Consider the following 16,315-nt stretch of genomic DNA (forward strand, 5'->3'; position numbering starts at 1 on the left):
TCCCAATCCGCGCTTACCTGTATATACTCACAGCAAGACTGTATAAACAAACAGGGGGCGGAATGAAAGCACTAACTACCAGACAGCAAGAGGTCTACGATCTGATTCGCGAGCACATTTCGCAAACGGGCATGCCGCCAACGCGTGCCGAGATCGCGATGCGTCTGGGGTTCCGTTCGCCTAACGCCGCCGAAGAGCACCTGAAGGCGCTGGCACGCAAAGGCGTGATCGAAATCGTCTCCGGCGCCTCGCGCGGTATCCGTCTGCTGATGGAAGAAGAAGAAGGGCTGCCGCTGATCGGCCGCGTCGCCGCCGGCGAGCCGCTGCTGGCGCAGCAGCACATCGAAGGGCACTACCAGGTGGATCCTTCCCTGTTTAAACCGAGCGCCGATTTCCTGCTGCGGGTGAACGGCATGTCAATGCGCGACATCGGCATTCTGGACGGCGATCTGCTGGCGGTACACAAAACGCAAGACGTGCGCAACGGCCAGGTCGTGGTCGCGCGGATCGAAGACGAAGTGACGGTCAAGCGCTTGAAAAAGCACGGCAACGTGGTTGAGCTGCTGCCGGAGAACAACGAATTCCAACCGATCGTGGTCGATCTGCGTCAGCAGAATTTCACTATCGAAGGGCTGGCGGTCGGCGTGATCCGCAACGGCGACTGGATTTAATCGCCGCGCCATCACCGCCGCTCCCTGTATCAATCGCCCCTGTTTTGGGGCGTTTTTGTTTCTGACTTCGCCCTTTGTCACTCAGTCACAGGAACATCCCATCATGCGCCTGATTTCCGCTTTCACCAGCGACACCGATAAAGCCCTGTGGCGCCTCGCCCTGCCGATGATCTTCTCCAATATTACCGTGCCGCTGCTCGGGCTGGTGGACACCGCGGTGATCGGCCACCTCGACAGCCCGATCTACCTGGGGGGCGTGGCGATCGGGGCGGTGGCGACCAGCTTCCTGTTCATGCTGCTGTTATTCCTGCGCATGAGCACTACCGGCCTGGCGGCGCAAGCGCTGGGGGCACAGAACCCGCAAGCGCTGGCGCGCGCCTTTATGCAACCGCTGCTGCTGGCGCTGTTGGGCGGCGCGGCGATCGTCCTGCTGCGTTATCCGCTGATCGAACTGGCGCTGCGGATCGTCGGTGGCGATGGCGAGGTGCTGGAACAGGCGCGGCGTTTTCTTGAGATCCGCTGGTTAAGCGCCCCGGCGGCGCTGGCCAATTTGGTGCTGCTGGGCTGGCTGCTTGGCGTACAGTACGTGCGGGCGCCGGTGATCCTGCTGATCGTCGGCAACCTGCTGAACATCGTGCTGGATATCTGGCTGGTGATGGGCTTGGGCTGGAACGTGCGGGGGGCGGCGGCGGCAACCGCCATCGCCGAATACGCTACGCTGCTGCTCGGCCTGTGGTTGGCGTGGCGGGTGATGCGCCTGCGCGGTATTACCCTGCAGATGCTGCGCCAGGCCTGGCGTGGCGATCTGCGTCGCCTGCTGGCGCTCAACCGCGACATCATGCTGCGCTCACTGTTGCTGCAACTGTGCTTTGCGTCGTTGACCATTTTCGGCGCTCGCCTGGGAAGTGAGGTGGTGGCGGTCAATGCGGTATTGATGAATCTGCTGACGTTCACCGCCTATGCGCTCGACGGTTTCGCTTATGCGGTGGAAGCTCATTCCGGCCACGCCTACGGCGCCCGGGACGACAGCCAACTGCGCAAAGTGTGGCACGCGGCCTGCAGGCAGGCAGGGCTGGTCGCGTTGGCCTTCGGCCTGGCGTATGCCGTTACCGGCCAGCAGATCGTGGCAGCCTTGACCTCTTTGCCGGAACTGCGTGCGTTGGCCGCCCATTATTTACCCTGGCAGGTCATTCTGCCGCTGGTTGGGGTGTGGTGCTATTTGCTGGACGGCATGTTTATCGGCGCCACGCGCGGCGCCGAGATGCGCAACAGCATGGCGGTGGCCGCTGCGGGATACGGTTTGGCGCTGTTCAGCGTGCCGCTGCTTGGCAACCACGGCCTCTGGCTGGCGCTGGCGGTGTTTCTGGCGCTGCGCGGTCTGGCGTTGGGCTGGATTTGGCACCGTCACCAGGTGCGCGGCAGCTGGTTTACTGCCCATTAAACCGGACGTCTTGTTGGGTTAATGATTAGTTTTTTTTATGGATCTGATCATGTTTGCTTACATGTTTTCAGCCTTGGTCTGTTCGCGTTAGTTCGTTGTTTGTTAGCGTTTTTTGTTTTTATCTTGTTTGTTAATGGTTTTTTATCCTGTGCTTTGGCTTTTTTATTTCCATGTTTAACTAGAATGAATCATGTGGCTGGTAAATGAAGGGGAGCGTTGCTTCTTAAGGTGAAGGGAGCATCAGCCAGAAAAACTTCTGGTTAACCCCGGCCGGCGACAGGGATCACTGATTCACCACAGGTTAACGGAGAGACTATGAATAAAGATCAAGCCGACGGTAACTGGAAGCAGCTGAAAGGCAAAGTGAAAGAGAAATGGGGCAAGCTGACCGATGACGATCTGACGGTCATCGAAGGGAAACGCGAACAGCTGGTCGGCAAAATCCAGGAGCGCTACGGTTACCAGAAAGAGGCGGCCGAAAAAGAGGTGAAGGCCTGGGAAGATCACACCAAACACCGCTGGTAACACGCAGGGCCGCCACTGACGGCGGCCGGCAACAGCGCAGGCCGGCGTCGCTCCATCCTCTGGCGTCCCGGCCGCAGGTACAGGGAAGTACCTGACTTCGTCTTACTTCTTCTTGATGGCGATGCTGTGATCGTGTTCGGCGCAGTCATGCTTGCTGTCACAAGCTTCAACTTCAACGCAACCGGCGCACAGGCCGTGCGCTTCCACCACGCTGTGCCGCAGCGCAAATCCGGCTTCCTGCGCCAGCTTCTGCAGCGTTTCCTCCACGCCTTCGGTGGTGCGTTCGGTCACCTGGCCGCAGCGGTCGCAGATAAACAGCGCGGACGTATGCATCGGCTGTTCGAAGTGGTGGCACAGCACGTAGCTGTTGGCGGACTCCACCCTATGGATAAACCCTTGCTCCAGCAGAAAATCCAGCGCGCGGTAGACCGTCGGCGGCTTGGCCTGCGGTTCGGCGACGCGCAGCAGATCGAGCAGGTCATAAGCGCTGATTGCACCGGGTTGCTGAGTCATCAGACGCAGCACTTCCAGCCGTTGCGGCGTCAATCGCACATTGCGTTGCTGGCAGAGGCGTTCCGCCTGCGCCAACAGCTTTTCCTGGGTGGTTGAGTTCATCGCAAATATCCCGGTACGTAAAAAAGCCGATTTTACCATGATTACGGCGAATCGCCGAGAGTTGCCCCCTTTTCCCCTGAGGATAGCGCAGAGAAAGGCGCGCTGAGTGCGCTAAAAGAGAGATGCATCACAACTTTTCCCCTCCGCCGGGCGGTAGATCAACGTTGCCGGTTTTAGCGCTGGAGAGCAGCGGGCGAGAGCGGTATAACGCCTTTCACCCGCGTGATGAGCAGGAGCCCTGTGTGATGACGGAAAGAGAGAAGCTGTTAAGCGGCCTGGAATACAACAGCCGCGATGAAGAACTGCTCGCCCTGTACCATCGGGCGAGGGCGTTGACCAAAAGCCTGGGGGGGCTGGACTCGCATCAGGCGGACGAGAAAAATCGCCTGCTCGGCGAGCTGTTCGGCAACTGGGGTGAAGCGAGCTGGATCGAAACGCCATTCTGGTGCGACTACGGGCAGCATGTCCGCATCGGTAAAAACTGTTTTATCAACGTCAATGCGGTGTTCCTCGACTGCAACACCATCACCATCGGCGACAATACGCTGATCGGCCCCAACGTACAAATCTACACGCCGAGTCATCCGCTGAAGGCCGGTGAACGCTTTACCGGTGACCCGGCTTTTCCTTTCCGCACCTCGGCGCAGCCGGTGTCTATCGGCAGCAACGTGTGGATCGGCGGCAACGTGGTGATCCTGCCGGGAGTGACCATCGGCGATGGCACGACTATCGGTGCGGGCAGCATCGTCACCGGCGACATTCCGGCCAATGTGTTGGCGCTGGGGCAGCCGTGCCGGGTTATCCGCGCGTTGGAATAGGCCGCTTAACACGAATCGGCGGCCAGCGGTTTATCGGCGAGTGCGGGGCAAGGGCGGAGGAGGGGGCTTCTTACGGTGCGAATCGTCGTTTGGCAACTGGCGGTCATCGGCCAAGGCCAGGCGTGCGGCCGCCAGGCGGCTCATGACGGTGCCGATTGGCACCGCCAGCATTTTCGCCGCTTCCCGGTAGGACAGCCCTTCGACATACACCAGAAACAGCGCGTTGCGCTGGGCCGCCGGCAACCGGCTTACGCGCCGCATCACTTCATTGAGCCAGACCGGCCGTTCACCGTTGTCCGCATCGCCAAGCTCTTCCGCCGCCATGCAGCCTTGCCCCTGACGACGATGCTGGGCGCGAACTTCATTGAGCCAAATAGAGTGCAAGATGGAGAACAACCAGCGATCCAGGTGTGAACCGGGGGTGAATTGCGCGGCGCGTTCCAGCGCACGCACGCAGGTTGCCTGCACCAGGTCGTCGGCGACATCCCGCCGGTGCGAAAGCACCAGCGCATAGCGCCACAGGCGGGAGAGATAGTGGCCGAGTTCATCGCGTATCGCATCGCCGCTGATAGTCACCTCCGCAGGCGCGTCGGATCAAGATTCCGGATGGCGGTCGATGGCTGCCGCCAAATCTCGGTACTCCTCGCACCCGGTGCCGCACAGCGACTGGATCACCTGCAGCTGTTGGCGCGCCAGGTCGGGCCGCCCTTTCAGCATATAGGCTTCCCCCAGGTACTCGCGCACTTTGGGGTATTTCGGATCGAGGGCGACTGATTTTAAATAATAGCCGATACCCTCATCGGTGCGGCCCAGTTTGCGCGTGGCGTAGCCGCGATAATTCAGTGCGACGGCGGTGTTGGGATTTTTCAGCGTGTTGAGCATATCGATCGCTTCCTGATAGCGGCCGCTTTTCGCCAGTGCATAGGCATAGTTAGTGCGGTCGGCGTCGTCGACTTTGCTGCCTTTATCCACCGTGCAGGTCTGGGTTTTACTGTCATAGACCTGGCCTTTCGGACAGGTCGGCGGGGTTTGGCCGCTGCCGTCGCCGCCCATCGCCAGCGCCCCGCCGGAAAACAGCAGGCAGCCGGCAATGGCCGATGCCAGCAGGCGTTTAATGAAGCTGTTCATGGTTGTGTCCTCAAGGCAGAGGCGCCGTGCGCGCCCGTAATGAGATAACACCTGAACGAGTGAATTTATTCGCCTTACTCCCGCTTATTTACGCCACCGGCAAGGCGGTTTTCCCAACGGCGTCGATTGTCGTTATAATAGCCGTTTGCGGCCGCGCGCCGTTCGTTGAACCCAGACAGACTCAGGTAGCCAGTAACTCAGCATGACGAAAGACAACCACGCCCCAACCTACGCCGCCAATCGCTTCTCCATCGCGCCAATGCTCGACTGGACCGATCGTCATTGCCGTTACTTCCACCGCCTGCTGACCAAGGAAACGCTGCTGTACACCGAGATGGTGACCACCGGCGCGATCATCCACGGCAAGGGTGACTACCTGGCCTACAGCGAAGAAGAGCACCCGGTGGCGCTGCAGCTGGGCGGCAGCGATCCGGCCGCGCTGGCGCACTGCGCCAAACTGGCGGAGCAGCGCGGTTATGACGAGATTAACCTCAACGTCGGCTGTCCATCTGATCGGGTGCAAAACGGTATGTTCGGCGCCTGCCTGATGGGGCAGGCGACGCTGGTCGCCGATTGCATCAAGGCGATGCGCGACGTCGTATCGATTCCGGTGACGGTGAAGACCCGCATCGGCATCGACGATCAGGACAGCTACGCTTTCCTGTGCGACTTTATCCAGACCGTCGCCGGGCGCGGCGAGTGCGACATGTTCACCATCCACGCTCGCAAAGCCTGGCTCTCCGGCCTCAGCCCGAAAGAGAACCGCGAAGTGCCGCCGCTGGACTACCCGCGCGTTTATCAGCTGAAGCGGGATTTCCCGGCGCTGACCATCGCCATCAACGGCGGGGTGAAAACGCTGGAAGAGGCGCAGCAGCATCTGCAGCATCTGGACGGCGTGATGATGGGGCGCGAGGCGTACCAGAATCCGGGCATCCTGGCGCGGGTCGACAGCGAACTGTTCGGCGCGCAGACCGCGGTGCCGGACAGCGTGGCGATCGTCGAAGCGCTGTATCCGTATATCGAGTGCGAGCTGTCTAACGGCACCTATCTCGGCCACATCACCCGCCACATCCTCGGTTTGTTCCAGGGTGTGCCGGGCGCGCGCCAGTGGCGCCGTCATCTGAGCGAGAACGCCCACAAGCCGGGCGCCGATGCGCGGGTGGTGGAGCAGGCGCTGGCGTTGGTGCGCCAGCCGCGTGTCGAAATGGCGTAGCCGAAAAAATTTGACCAACAGTTAGTCTTTTTCACCAGGCATTCGGCGCACTGCCGGATGCCTTCCCCGTTTTTTCAATAGGTTAGCACTTCCGCCATTCTGGCACGCTTCTTGTAATTCACTCTGCAGATACGTTGCATTGCAAAGGAGCAATCATGTTGGAAATCTTCTTTCTCATTGGCTTTGTGGTGATGCTGATGGTGACCGGCATCTCGCTGCTGGGGATCTTCGCTGCGCTGTTGGCGGCGGCGGCGTTCATGTTGTTGGGCGGGTTATTCGCGGTGGTCATCAAGCTGCTGCCGTGGCTGATTTTGGCGGTGGTTGGGGTATGGATTTACCGTTCGATGCAGAAACCCCAGGTCAGGCGTTACTGATTTTTTGCTGAATAATCAGTCAGTCGCGATGAAACTTGCATAACTGCCCGCCACGCTAATGCGGCAGCGATCACAGCTTGGCAGTTTTCCTCTGCAATGTGGCACATAAAGCGTGTTTTTTGCCGGACGGGGCTGTTAGGATGTTGATCGATGCAGTGATGCGACCCATTTCATCACCGTGAGAGACACCTAAAATTCGTGTTGCTAAAGCAACCCCTGTCTCTGGCGGACTCTGCTCTACCCCTACAAAACGCAGTAACAGAAAGGGCTCCGCAAGGAGCCCTTTTCTTTGGCTGCTATCAGGGGATCAGCAGGCTGGAACCGCTGGTGCTGCGGCTTTCCAGCACCTGGTGCGCACGCTGGGCGTCGGCCAGCGCGAATTTCTGCTCGTCTCTCACCTCCACCCGAATGGCGCCGCTGCCGATCAGCGAGAACAGCTCATTGCTGGCGTACTGCAGCTCGGCGCGGTTGGTGATGTAACCGTTGAGGGAAGGGCGGGTGACGTACAGCGAGCCCTTCTGATTCAGCAGCGCCAGATCGACTCCCGTCACCGGGCCGGAGGCGTTGCCGAAGCTGACCATCAGGCCGCGCCGCTTCAGGCTGTTGAGCGAGGCCTGCCAGGTGCTTTGCCCCACTGAATCGTACACCACGCCAACCTTCTCGCCGTGCGTCAGCTCGGCCACCCGCTGGGCGATATCCTCTTTGTGGTAGTTGATGGTGGCCCAGGCGCCGGCCTGTTTCGCCAGCGCGGCCTTCTCGTCGGAGCCGACGCTGCCGATCAGGCGCGCGCCCAGCGCTTTGGCCCATTGGCAGGCGATCAGCCCAACCCCGCCGGCGGCGGCATGGAACAGGAACACTTCACCCGGTTGCACGTCGTGGGTCTGGCGCAGCAGGTAATGCACCGTCAGCCCTTTGAGGAAAGAAGCGGCGCCCTGCTCAAAGCTGAGGTTGTGCGGCAGCAGCGCCACTTTTTCTTCCGGCACATTGTGGACTTCGCTGTAGGCGCCGAGCGACGACTGCGCATACACCACCCGGTCGCCCGGTTTGATCGCGCTGACCCCGGCGCCAACCTTGACCACCACGCCGGCCGCCTCGGTGCCGAGGCCGCTCGGCAGGCTGGGTGGCGCGTACAGTCCGCTGCGCACATAGGTGTCGATGTAGTTGATGCCGATCGCTTTGTTCTCGATCTGCACTTCGCCGGCGGCGGGATCGAGCGGTGTAAAATCAACGTATTGCAAGACTTCCGGCCCGCCGGTGGCGGAAAACTGAATGCGCTTGGCCATATCGTTACCTCGTTTGAGTGTCTGATTTCACCCTATTCTTTTTAGTATCGGAGATCCAGTTCACCCGTGCGGGATTCAATACCTTTTTTGCATCGGTTATGACGCAAAAATCACGTATACTCTCGCGTCAAGATCCTTCATTCGCAACCGGATAAAGACTACGTTTCATGGCAGGAAAAAAACCAACCAACAAAACAAACGCGGACGAAACCAGAGAGCGTTCCAGAGATCGTCAGATGGAAGGGCTGAAGATGCCGCCGCACTCGCTGGAGGCCGAGCAGTCGGTGTTGGGCGGTTTGATGCTGGATAACGAGCGTTGGGACAACGTGGCGGAGCGCGTGGTCGCCAACGACTTCTTCAGCCGCCCGCATCGCCTGATCTTTACCGAGATGCAGCGTCTGCTGGAGATGAGCAAGCCTATCGACCTCATCACGCTGTCTGAATCGCTCGAACAGAAGGGCGAGCTGGACTCGGTCGGCGGCTTTGCCTACCTGGCCGAGCTGTCGAAAAATACCCCGAGCGCCGCCAACATCGGCGCCTATGCCGACATCGTGCGCGAGCGCGCGGTGGTGCGCGAAATGATCTCGGTGGCTAACGAGATCGCCGACGCCGGCTACGATCCGCAGGGGCGCAGCAGCGAAGACCTGCTCGATCTGGCGGAATCCCGCGTATTCCAAATCGCCGAGAACCGCGCCAGCAAAGACGAAGGCCCGAAGGGCATCGAGCGCATCCTGGAAGACACCGTATCGCGCATCGAGCAGCTGTATCAGCAGCCGCACGACGGCGTGACCGGGGTCGATACCGGCTATCAGGACCTCAACAAGAAAACCGCGGGCATGCAAAAGTCCGATCTGATCATCGTCGCCGCCCGTCCATCGATGGGGAAAACCACCTTCGCCATGAACCTGTGCGAAAACGCCGCGATGACTCAGGAAAAACCGGTGCTGATCTTCAGCCTGGAGATGCCCGGCGAACAGATCATGATGCGTATGCTGGCGTCGCTGTCGCGCGTGGATCAGACTCGCATCCGTACCGGCCAGCTCGATGACGAGGACTGGGCGCGCATTTCCAGCACCATGGGCATCCTGCTGGAGAAGCGCAACATGTACATCGACGACTCCTCCGGCCTGACGCCGACCGAAGTGCGCTCGCGCGCGCGGCGCATTTTCCGCGAGCACGACGGGCTTAGCCTGATCATGATCGACTACCTGCAGCTGATGCGCGTGCCGGCCCTGTCCGACAACCGTACGCTGGAGATCGCCGAGATTTCGCGCTCGCTGAAGGCGCTGGCGAAAGAGCTGCAGGTGCCGGTGGTGGCGCTGTCGCAGCTGAACCGCAGCCTGGAGCAGCGCGCCGACAAACGCCCGGTCAACTCCGACTTGCGTGAATCCGGCTCTATCGAGCAGGATGCCGACCTGATTATGTTCATCTATCGTGATGAGGTGTATCACGAGAACAGCGATCTGAAAGGGATCGCGGAAATTATTATCGGTAAGCAGCGTAACGGCCCGATCGGCACCGTGCGCCTTACCTTTAACGGCCAGTGGTCGCGTTTCGATAACTACGCGGGGCCACAATACGATGACGAATAATCAGCTAAGGAACTGAAATGAAAGCGGCAACCGCTGTAATCGACCGCCGCGCTCTGCGACATAATCTGCAACAGGTGCGCCGCCAGGCGCCGCAAAGCCGCCTGATTGCCGTTGTGAAAGCAAACGCTTATGGACATGGCCTGCTGGAAACAGCACACACCCTGCAAGACGCCGACTGCTACGGCGTAGCGCGCATCGGCGAGGCGCTGATGCTGCGCTCCGGCGGCATCGTCAAACCGATCCTGCTGCTGGAAGGCTTCTTCTGTGCCGAAGACCTGCCGGTGCTGGTGGCGAACAACATCGAAACCGCGGTGCACAGCATCGAACAGCTCGAAGCGCTGGAGCAGGCCGAGCTGGCGCGTCCGGTGCCGGTGTGGATGAAGCTCGATACCGGCATGCATCGGCTGGGGGTGCGTCCCGAACAGGCGGAGGCGTTTTATCAGCGCCTGTGCGCCTGCCGCAACGTGGCGCAGCCGGTCAATATCATGAGCCACTTCAGCCGCGCCGATGAGCCGGAGTCCGACGCCACCCTGAAACAGATCGCCTGCTTCGAACAGTTCGCGCGCGGCAAACCGGGCCAGCGCTCGGTCGCCGCCTCCGGCGGCACGCTGCTGTGGCCGGACGCCCACAACGAGTGGGTGCGCCCCGGCATCATTCTGTATGGCGTGTCGCCGTTGGATAACGGCAGCGGCGCCGAGCATGGTCTGCAGCCGGCGATGACGCTGAAATCCAGCCTGATCGCGGTGCGCGAGCACAAGGCTGGTGAAGCGGTGGGCTATGGCGGCACCTGGGTAAGTCCGCGCGATACTCGCCTTGGCGTGGTGGCGATGGGATACGGCGATGGCTACCCGCGCAGCGCGCCGACCGGCACGCCGATCCTGATTAACGGCCGCGAAGTGCCGATCGTCGGCCGGGTGTCGATGGACATGATTTCGATCGATCTCGGGCCGGCCGCCGCCGATAAGGTGGGGGATGAAGCGGTGCTGTGGGGGCCGGCGTTGCCGGTCGAGCGCATCGCCGCCTGTACCGGCATCAGCGCTTATGAACTGATCACCAAGCTCACGCAGCGCGTGGCGATGGAATACATCGGCGACTGATACGCCGCAGGGGCCGACGCGCGTCGGCCCCGTTTCTCAGCGCGTTACTTCTTTACCGCCAACCACTTGTCGATAATCTTCTGATACTCGCCGGTCGCCTTGGCCAGGTGCAGCCACTGATCCACATACAGTTTCCAGCTCAGATCGTCGCGCGGCAGCATGTAAGCCTTCTCGCCGTACTGCATCGGTTTGGTCGGATTCACCGCGCACAGCTTCGGATAGCGCTTTTGTTGGTACAACGCCTCGGAGGCGTCGGTGATCATCACGTCCGCCTTGCGATCCACCAACTGCTGGAAAATGCTCATGTTGTCGTGCGTCAGCGTCAGTTTGGCCTTCGGCAAATAGGCGTGCACGAAGGCTTCATTGGTGCCGCCCGCCGGTTCCAGCAGGCGCACCGACGGTTTGTTGATCTGTTCTATCGTGCGGTATTTCTTCACGTCGGTGCAGCGCACCAGCGGAATTTTGCCGTCGGTATCCAGCTTGTCGGCGAAGAACACCTGCTTTTGCCGCTCCAGCGTGACGGAGATGCCGCCCATGGCGATGTCGCACTTGCCGGAGGCGAAGTCCGGCGTCAGGGTTTTCCAGCTGGTTTTCACCCACTTCACCTTGGCGCCCAGGCTCTTCGCCAGCGATTCCGCCATATCGATGTCGATGCCTTCATAGCCGCCGTCTTCCTTGAGGAAGGTGTAGGGCTTGTAGTCGCCGGTGGTGCAGACCTCCAGGGTCTTTTGCTGCAGCACTTTGTCCAGGTGGGATTGCGCGCCGGCGCCGCCGGCGGCGAGCAGCAGCGCGAGGGGGAGTAGCTTTTTCATCTGGCGTCCTTTTTATACATTCGTGGTTTTATGCGTTACTTCGCCGTTAATTGTCGTTTGCCTGCATGAGTTAGCCGTTTTTTATGCCGCTTACCGGCGAAAACGCCGGGCGTTGCTGCTGTACGCGATTTAAGCGCCAGGGTGTGACGTCGGCAACGGTAAAAAAACTGGTAGGCTGTAACGTCAACATTTATTAACACAGTTTACAGGTGGCTATGTACAACATTGACGATTTTGATATGAAAATCCTGACGCTGTTACAGGCCAACGGCCGTCTGACCAATCAGGAGCTGAGCGAGCTGGTGGGGCTCTCCGCTTCCCAGTGCTCACGGCGGCGCATCAGCCTGGAGCAGGCGCAGCTGATCCGCGGTTACCACGCGCGGCTGGCGCCGGAGGCGGTCGGTCTGGGGCTGGTGGGGCTGATCGAAGTCAGCCTGATCACGCACGCGCAGGAGCAGATCGACAGCTTTCATCAGATGCTGGAGGAAGTGGACGCGATCCTGGACGCTTACAAGACCACCGGCGACGCCGATTACCTGCTCAAAGTGGCGGTGGCGGACCTGCCGGCGCTGAGCGAGTTCATCAGCCAGACGCTGTCGCCGCACAAAAGCGTGGCGCATATCAAAACGGCGGTGGTGCTCAATCGCATCAAGGAAAACGGTTTATTGCCGGTGGCGAGATAAAGCTAAAACCGAATGCGCTTTTCCGTCTATATTAGGAACGTAACGCTGTGCCCAAAACCACAATAAACCAGGAGAAAAACCCCGTGTTCCAGAACGTTGACGCCTATGCCGGCGATCCCATTCTGTCGCTGATGGAAAAATTCAAACAAGACCCGCGCGCGCACAAGGTGAACCTGAGCATCGGCCTGTACTACGATGCGCAGGGCATCATTCCGCAGATGCGGGCGGTCGCCGCGGCGCAAGCGCAGTTGAACAGCGTCGAGCATGGCGCCTCGGTATACCTGCCGATGGAAGGGCTGCAGTCTTACCGTTCCGCCATCCAGCAGCTGCTGTTCGGCGCGCAGCACCCGATGCTGCAGCAGGGGCGCATCGCCACCATTCAGACCGTCGGCGGTTCCGGCGCGTTGAAAGTGGGCGCCGACTTCCTGAAAAGCTATTTCCCGGATTCGCAGGTGTGGGTCAGCGATCCGACCTGGGAAAACCACGTCGCCATCTTCAGCGGCGCCGGTTTCAAAGTGAATACCTATCCATATTTCGACAGCGAAAGCCTGGGCGTGAAGTTCGACGCCATGCTGGCTGCGCTGAAACAGCTGCCGAAGCACAGCATCGCGCTGCTGCACCCGTGCTGCCACAACCCGACCGGTTCCGACCTGACCCCCGCCCAGTGGGATGAGGTGGTCAAGGTGATCGCCGAACGTGAAATCATTCCGTTCCTCGACATCGCCTATCAGGGCTTCGGCGGCGGCATGGAGCAGGACGCCTACGCCATTCGCGCCATCGCGGCGGCCGGTTTGCCGTGCCTGGTGAGCAACTCGTTCTCGAAGATCTTCTCGCTGTACGGCGAGCGCGTCGGCGGCCTGTCGGTGGTGTGCGAAAGCGAAGAGGCGGCCGGGCGCGTGCTGGGCCAACTGAAGGCCACCGTGCGCCGCAACTACTCAAGCCCGCCAAACTTCGGCGCGCAGCTGGTGGCCAAGGTGCTGAACGACGCCCAGCTCAAAACCCAGTGGCTGGACGAGGTGGAGAGCATGCGCACCCGCATTCTCGAGATGCGTCACGCGCTGGTGGACACCCTGAAGAGCGCGCTGCCGCAGCGCAACTTTGATTACCTGTTGGCGCAGCGCGGCATGTTCAGCTACACCGGCTTCAGCGCGGCGCAGGTCGATCGCTTGCGTGAAGAGTTCGGCGTCTACCTGATCCACAGCGGCCGCATGTGCGTGGCCGGCCTGAACCACAACAACGTGCGCCAGGTGGCCGAGGCGTTTGCCGCGGTGCAGTAACGCCTGTTAGTCTGAACGGACGTTCATCGGGAGCGATAGCGATATCGCTCCTTTTTTATTGCCGGCGCGCCGCCGAAGTTGCCGCAAACCGGAGAGAGAATATACTGATTGAGGGGCGCTCACTCATGTGGCATCAGCAAACGCTAATCCTCAGCGCAAAAGCGCGTGGCTTTCATCTGGTTACCGACGAGATAGTCAACCAGTTAACCCACTTACACCGCCTGCAAACCGGCCTGCTGCATCTGTTGCTGCAGCATACCTCGGCCTCGCTGACGCTCAACGAGAACTGCGATCCCACGGTGCGAGCCGATATGGAGCAGCATTTCCTGCGTCAGGTGCCGGAAAACGCACCCTATCAGCATGACTACGAAGGGCCGGACGACATGCCGGCGCACATCAAATCCTCGCTGCTGGGCGCTTCCTTGACGCTGCCCGTCAGGCACGGGCGGCTGATGTTGGGCACATGGCAGGGCATCTGGCTGGGAGAGCACCGCATCCACGGCGGAGCACGCCGTATTGTGGCCACGTTACAGGGGGAATAACCCAATGAATAACAGCGCATTGCTGGAGTACTGCATGGCGAAGCCGGGCGCGGAGCAGAGCGACCAGAACCAGTGGCAGGCCAGCCAAATCAAGGTGGGCGACGTGATGTTCGCCATGGTGTGCGAGGTCGAAGGGCGGCCGGCGCTGGCGGTCAAGTCCAGCCCGGAGCTGGCGGAAAGCCTGCGCGAACACCATCCGGAGATCGTCGCCTGTGACGGCCTGAACAAGGCGCACTGGAATACGGTGTTTCTCGACGGCAACCTGCCGAACTCGCAGTTTTACACCCTGATCGACAGCTCCTATCAGCTGGTGGTGGACGGCCTGCCCGAACACGTGCGCCAGGAGCTGCGCGCCTGATTGCCGGGCGGCGGCGCCCGTTTTTCTTCTGTTTTTTCATGTTAAAGCGTGATCGCGACCTGGATTTGGGAACGTTCCCTTTTTGTTGCGGCACTAAAACAGCTACGCTTGGGCATTCAAGACACGCGGATGAAGGAGGCCGACATGGCCATGAGCGAAGAAAAGCGCAAGATGATCGCCGGGGAACTGTACGACGCCGGCGATGAACTGCTGCGCAGCGAACGCCGGCGCGCACGCCAGCTAACGCATCGCTATAACCACTCTTCGCCGGAAGAGGGCGAGCTGCGCAAACAATGGCTGGGCGAGCTGCTGGGCCGCTATCAGGGCGGTACCATCGAGCCGACCTTCCGCTGCGACTACGGCTATAACATCTATCTCGGCAAGAACTTCTACGCCAACTTCGACTGCGTGATCCTCGACGTATGCGAGGTGCATATCGGCGACAACTGCCTGCTGGCGCCGGGCGTGCATATCTATACCGCCACCCATCCGCTGGACGCCGAGACTCGCGTCGGCGGGGCGGAGTTCGGTAAGGCTGTCAGGATTGGCGACAACGTGTGGATCGGCGGGCGCGCGGTGATCAATCCGGGAGTGACCATCGGCGATAATGCGGTCGTGGCCTCCGGCGCGGTGGTGACCAAAGACGTGCCGGCCAATTGCGTGGTGGGCGGCAACCCGGCCAGGATCATCAAGCAGCTATAAAAAAACGGGCGCCGCCGGGCGCCCGCCGTCATCAGGCGCGCAGCGAGTCGATATCCACCACGAAGCGGTACTTCACGTCGCTTTTCAACATGCGTTCATAGGCCTCATTAATTTGCTGCATCGGGATCAGCTCGATATCCGACGTGATGCCGTGCTGCCCGCAGAAGTCCAGCATCTCTTGCGTTTCCGCGATGCCGCCGATCAGCGAACCGGCGATGCGGCGACGCTTCATGATCAGGTTGAACACCTGCGGCGACGGATGATCGTGCTCCGGCGCGCCGACCAGCGTCAGGGTGCCGTCGCGGCGCAGCAAGTTGAGGAACGGGTTCAGATCGTGCTGAGCCGCTACCGTGTTGAGGATGAAGTCGAAGCTGTTGACGTGCTGCGCCATCTCATCCGGGTTGCGCGAAATCACCACTTCATGGGCGCCGAGGCGCTTGGCGTCTTCGATTTTCGACGGCGAGGTGGTGAACAGCACCACATGCGCGCCCATCGCCCGCGCCAGTTTGACGCCCATGTGCCCCAGCCCGCCGAGCCCGACGATGCCGACCTTTTTGCCTGGCCCCGCGCCCCACTGGCGCAGCGGCGAATAGGTGGTGATGCCGGCGCACAGCAGCGGCGCGACGCCGGCCGGATCGAGGTTTTCCGGCACGCGCAGCACGAAGTCCTGATCCACCACCAGATTGGTGGAGTAGCCGCCGTAGGTCACGGCGCCGGTGTGGCGATCCTGGCCGTTATAGGTACCGGTAAAGCCGTTCTCGCAATACTGTTCCAGCCCCTCATCGCAGCTCGGGCAGCTGCGGCAGGAATCCACCATGCAACCGACGCCGACCAGATCGCCGATCCGGTAACGCGAGACATGGTCGCCGACGGCGCTAACGCGGCCGACGATTTCGTGACCCGGCACCACCGGGTACATCGTATTGCTCCATTCATTGCGCGCCTGGTGCAGATCCGAGTGGCAGACGCCGCAGAACAACACCTGAATTTGCACATCGTGGTCGCGCAGGGCGCGCGGCTGGTAATCGAAAGGCACCAGCGCAGACTTCGCGTCATGCGCTGCATAGGCATGAGTAATGTTCATGGTCGCTCCAGTTATCAATGTAGGGGGGACAACGTTTGACCGGCAGCGAAGTGCCGGCGAGACGCGGCCTGAATCAGACAGGGCGGCCGCCGAGGGAACA

Annotated in this window: 19 protein-coding genes; 13 read left to right on the forward strand and 6 right to left on the reverse strand. The window is 60.7% G+C overall.

Annotated features, from left to right (window positions below):
* Positions 1–62 precede the first annotated feature (62 nt).
* The 3 genes from lexA (at position 63) to ACJ8OK_RS19145 (ending at position 2,637) form a co-directional block, all read left to right on the forward strand.
* Positions 63–671, forward strand: a complete 609-nt coding sequence (gene lexA, locus ACJ8OK_RS19135; protein ID WP_004936736.1) for a transcriptional repressor LexA — start codon at positions 63–65, stop codon at positions 669–671.
* A gap of 103 nt (positions 672–774) precedes the next feature.
* Positions 775–2,112, forward strand: a complete 1,338-nt coding sequence (dinF, locus tag ACJ8OK_RS19140; protein ID WP_033631971.1) for an MATE family efflux transporter DinF — start codon at positions 775–777, stop codon at positions 2,110–2,112.
* 315 nt (positions 2,113–2,427) lie between these two features.
* The gene (locus ACJ8OK_RS19145; RefSeq protein WP_004936743.1) at positions 2,428–2,637 is read left to right on the forward strand and encodes a CsbD family protein; all 210 of its coding nucleotides are present in this window, start codon (positions 2,428–2,430) and stop codon (positions 2,635–2,637) included.
* A 102-nt stretch (positions 2,638–2,739) separates the two neighbouring features.
* Here ACJ8OK_RS19145 and zur read toward each other — a convergent pair whose 3' ends face one another.
* On the reverse strand, positions 2,740–3,252 hold the full coding sequence (zur, locus tag ACJ8OK_RS19150) for a zinc uptake transcriptional repressor Zur (protein ID WP_015379223.1): 513 nt from the start codon (positions 3,250–3,252) through the stop codon (positions 2,740–2,742).
* Between the two features lie 245 nt (positions 3,253–3,497).
* On the opposite strand from zur, the gene ACJ8OK_RS19155 reads away from it, so the two are divergent.
* Positions 3,498–4,070, forward strand: coding sequence for a sugar O-acetyltransferase (locus ACJ8OK_RS19155; protein WP_085337201.1), 573 nt, complete (start codon positions 3,498–3,500; stop codon positions 4,068–4,070).
* Between the two features lie 30 nt (positions 4,071–4,100).
* Here ACJ8OK_RS19155 and ACJ8OK_RS19160 read toward each other — a convergent pair whose 3' ends face one another.
* Together ACJ8OK_RS19160 and ACJ8OK_RS19165 are read right to left on the reverse strand one after the other, a co-directional pair.
* Positions 4,101–4,646 (reverse strand): RNA polymerase sigma factor, encoded by a 546-nt coding sequence (locus ACJ8OK_RS19160; RefSeq protein WP_274851390.1) that lies wholly within the window; start codon positions 4,644–4,646, stop codon positions 4,101–4,103.
* An 18-nt stretch (positions 4,647–4,664) separates the two neighbouring features.
* Positions 4,665–5,198 (reverse strand): tetratricopeptide repeat protein, encoded by a 534-nt coding sequence (locus tag ACJ8OK_RS19165; protein ID WP_049278424.1) that lies wholly within the window; start codon positions 5,196–5,198, stop codon positions 4,665–4,667.
* A 202-nt stretch (positions 5,199–5,400) separates the two neighbouring features.
* Here ACJ8OK_RS19165 and dusA point away from each other — a divergent pair, with 202 nt between their 5' ends.
* Positions 5,401–6,411, forward strand: coding sequence for a tRNA dihydrouridine(20/20a) synthase DusA (gene dusA / locus ACJ8OK_RS19170; protein ID WP_261460240.1), 1,011 nt, complete (start codon positions 5,401–5,403; stop codon positions 6,409–6,411).
* A gap of 155 nt (positions 6,412–6,566) precedes the next feature.
* Entirely contained in the window at positions 6,567–6,785 is a 219-nt protein-coding gene (gene pspG, locus ACJ8OK_RS19175) for an envelope stress response protein PspG (protein ID WP_004936761.1), read from the forward strand.
* Between the two features lie 299 nt (positions 6,786–7,084).
* Here the strand turns inward: pspG and ACJ8OK_RS19180 are convergent, their stop codons facing one another.
* Positions 7,085–8,068 carry a quinone oxidoreductase gene (locus ACJ8OK_RS19180; protein ID WP_004936764.1) on the reverse strand — a complete coding sequence of 328 codons (984 nt, stop codon included), beginning with the start codon at positions 8,066–8,068 and terminating at the stop codon, positions 7,085–7,087.
* Positions 8,069–8,235: 167 nt separating this feature from the next.
* On the opposite strand from ACJ8OK_RS19180, the gene dnaB reads away from it, so the two are divergent.
* Together dnaB and alr are read left to right on the forward strand one after the other, a co-directional pair.
* Complete coding sequence (gene dnaB / locus ACJ8OK_RS19185; protein ID WP_025160134.1) at positions 8,236–9,660, forward strand: replicative DNA helicase; 1,425 nt, start codon at positions 8,236–8,238, stop codon at positions 9,658–9,660.
* A gap of 17 nt (positions 9,661–9,677) precedes the next feature.
* On the forward strand, positions 9,678–10,757 hold the full coding sequence (gene alr, locus ACJ8OK_RS19190; protein WP_442530841.1) for an alanine racemase: 1,080 nt from the start codon (positions 9,678–9,680) through the stop codon (positions 10,755–10,757).
* 44 nt (positions 10,758–10,801) lie between these two features.
* Here the strand turns inward: alr and ACJ8OK_RS19195 are convergent, their stop codons facing one another.
* Positions 10,802–11,569, reverse strand: coding sequence for a transporter substrate-binding domain-containing protein (locus ACJ8OK_RS19195; RefSeq protein WP_060560378.1), 768 nt, complete (start codon positions 11,567–11,569; stop codon positions 10,802–10,804).
* 215 nt (positions 11,570–11,784) lie between these two features.
* Between ACJ8OK_RS19195 and ACJ8OK_RS19200 the strand changes: the two genes are divergently transcribed.
* The 5 genes from ACJ8OK_RS19200 to maa all read left to right on the forward strand — a co-directional run bounded on the left by ACJ8OK_RS19200 (position 11,785) and on the right by maa (position 15,131).
* Positions 11,785–12,252 carry an Lrp/AsnC family transcriptional regulator gene (locus ACJ8OK_RS19200; protein WP_004936775.1) on the forward strand — a complete coding sequence of 156 codons (468 nt, stop codon included), beginning with the start codon at positions 11,785–11,787 and terminating at the stop codon, positions 12,250–12,252.
* Between the two features lie 83 nt (positions 12,253–12,335).
* The gene (locus ACJ8OK_RS19205; protein ID WP_041922290.1) at positions 12,336–13,529 is read left to right on the forward strand and encodes an amino acid aminotransferase; all 1,194 of its coding nucleotides are present in this window, start codon (positions 12,336–12,338) and stop codon (positions 13,527–13,529) included.
* Between the two features lie 125 nt (positions 13,530–13,654).
* Positions 13,655–14,071 carry a secondary thiamine-phosphate synthase enzyme YjbQ gene (locus ACJ8OK_RS19210; protein WP_004936779.1) on the forward strand — a complete coding sequence of 139 codons (417 nt, stop codon included), beginning with the start codon at positions 13,655–13,657 and terminating at the stop codon, positions 14,069–14,071.
* 4 nt (positions 14,072–14,075) lie between these two features.
* A complete protein-coding gene (locus ACJ8OK_RS19215) occupies positions 14,076–14,429 on the forward strand; it encodes an MmcQ/YjbR family DNA-binding protein (RefSeq protein ID WP_004936783.1) in 354 nt (117 codons plus the stop codon).
* Positions 14,430–14,573: 144 nt separating this feature from the next.
* Positions 14,574–15,131 (forward strand): maltose O-acetyltransferase, encoded by a 558-nt coding sequence (maa, locus tag ACJ8OK_RS19220; protein WP_021505134.1) that lies wholly within the window; start codon positions 14,574–14,576, stop codon positions 15,129–15,131.
* A 31-nt stretch (positions 15,132–15,162) separates the two neighbouring features.
* On the opposite strand, the gene ACJ8OK_RS19225 is transcribed toward maa, so the two are convergent.
* On the reverse strand, positions 15,163–16,215 hold the full coding sequence (locus ACJ8OK_RS19225; RefSeq protein WP_280597716.1) for an NAD(P)-dependent alcohol dehydrogenase: 1,053 nt from the start codon (positions 16,213–16,215) through the stop codon (positions 15,163–15,165).
* Positions 16,216–16,315: the final 100 nt, after the last annotated feature.

The organism is Serratia sp. CY71090 (genome assembly GCF_052166845.1).
Lineage (GTDB): Bacteria > Pseudomonadota > Gammaproteobacteria > Enterobacterales > Enterobacteriaceae > Serratia > Serratia nematodiphila.

Bases quoted from the DNA above. Each gene is read 5' to 3' on its own strand.
- lexA (WP_004936736.1), top strand. From the start codon at position 63: ATGAAAGCACTAACTACCAGACAGCAAGAGGTCTACGATCTGATTCGC.
- dinF (WP_033631971.1), top strand. From the start codon at position 775: ATGCGCCTGATTTCCGCTTTCACCAGCGACACCGATAAAGCCCTGTGG.
- ACJ8OK_RS19145 (WP_004936743.1), top strand. From the start codon at position 2,428: ATGAATAAAGATCAAGCCGACGGTAACTGGAAGCAGCTGAAAGGCAAA.
- zur (WP_015379223.1), bottom strand. From the start codon at position 3,252: ATGAACTCAACCACCCAGGAAAAGCTGTTGGCGCAGGCGGAACGCCTC.
- ACJ8OK_RS19155 (WP_085337201.1), top strand. From the start codon at position 3,498: ATGACGGAAAGAGAGAAGCTGTTAAGCGGCCTGGAATACAACAGCCGC.
- ACJ8OK_RS19165 (WP_049278424.1), bottom strand. From the start codon at position 5,198: ATGAACAGCTTCATTAAACGCCTGCTGGCATCGGCCATTGCCGGCTGC.
- dusA (WP_261460240.1), top strand. From the start codon at position 5,401: ATGACGAAAGACAACCACGCCCCAACCTACGCCGCCAATCGCTTCTCC.
- pspG (WP_004936761.1), top strand. From the start codon at position 6,567: ATGTTGGAAATCTTCTTTCTCATTGGCTTTGTGGTGATGCTGATGGTG.
- ACJ8OK_RS19180 (WP_004936764.1), bottom strand. From the start codon at position 8,068: ATGGCCAAGCGCATTCAGTTTTCCGCCACCGGCGGGCCGGAAGTCTTG.
- dnaB (WP_025160134.1), top strand. From the start codon at position 8,236: ATGGCAGGAAAAAAACCAACCAACAAAACAAACGCGGACGAAACCAGA.
- alr (WP_442530841.1), top strand. From the start codon at position 9,678: ATGAAAGCGGCAACCGCTGTAATCGACCGCCGCGCTCTGCGACATAAT.
- ACJ8OK_RS19195 (WP_060560378.1), bottom strand. From the start codon at position 11,569: ATGAAAAAGCTACTCCCCCTCGCGCTGCTGCTCGCCGCCGGCGGCGCC.
- ACJ8OK_RS19200 (WP_004936775.1), top strand. From the start codon at position 11,785: ATGTACAACATTGACGATTTTGATATGAAAATCCTGACGCTGTTACAG.
- ACJ8OK_RS19210 (WP_004936779.1), top strand. From the start codon at position 13,655: ATGTGGCATCAGCAAACGCTAATCCTCAGCGCAAAAGCGCGTGGCTTT.
- ACJ8OK_RS19215 (WP_004936783.1), top strand. From the start codon at position 14,076: ATGAATAACAGCGCATTGCTGGAGTACTGCATGGCGAAGCCGGGCGCG.
- maa (WP_021505134.1), top strand. From the start codon at position 14,574: ATGGCCATGAGCGAAGAAAAGCGCAAGATGATCGCCGGGGAACTGTAC.
- ACJ8OK_RS19225 (WP_280597716.1), bottom strand. From the start codon at position 16,215: ATGAACATTACTCATGCCTATGCAGCGCATGACGCGAAGTCTGCGCTG.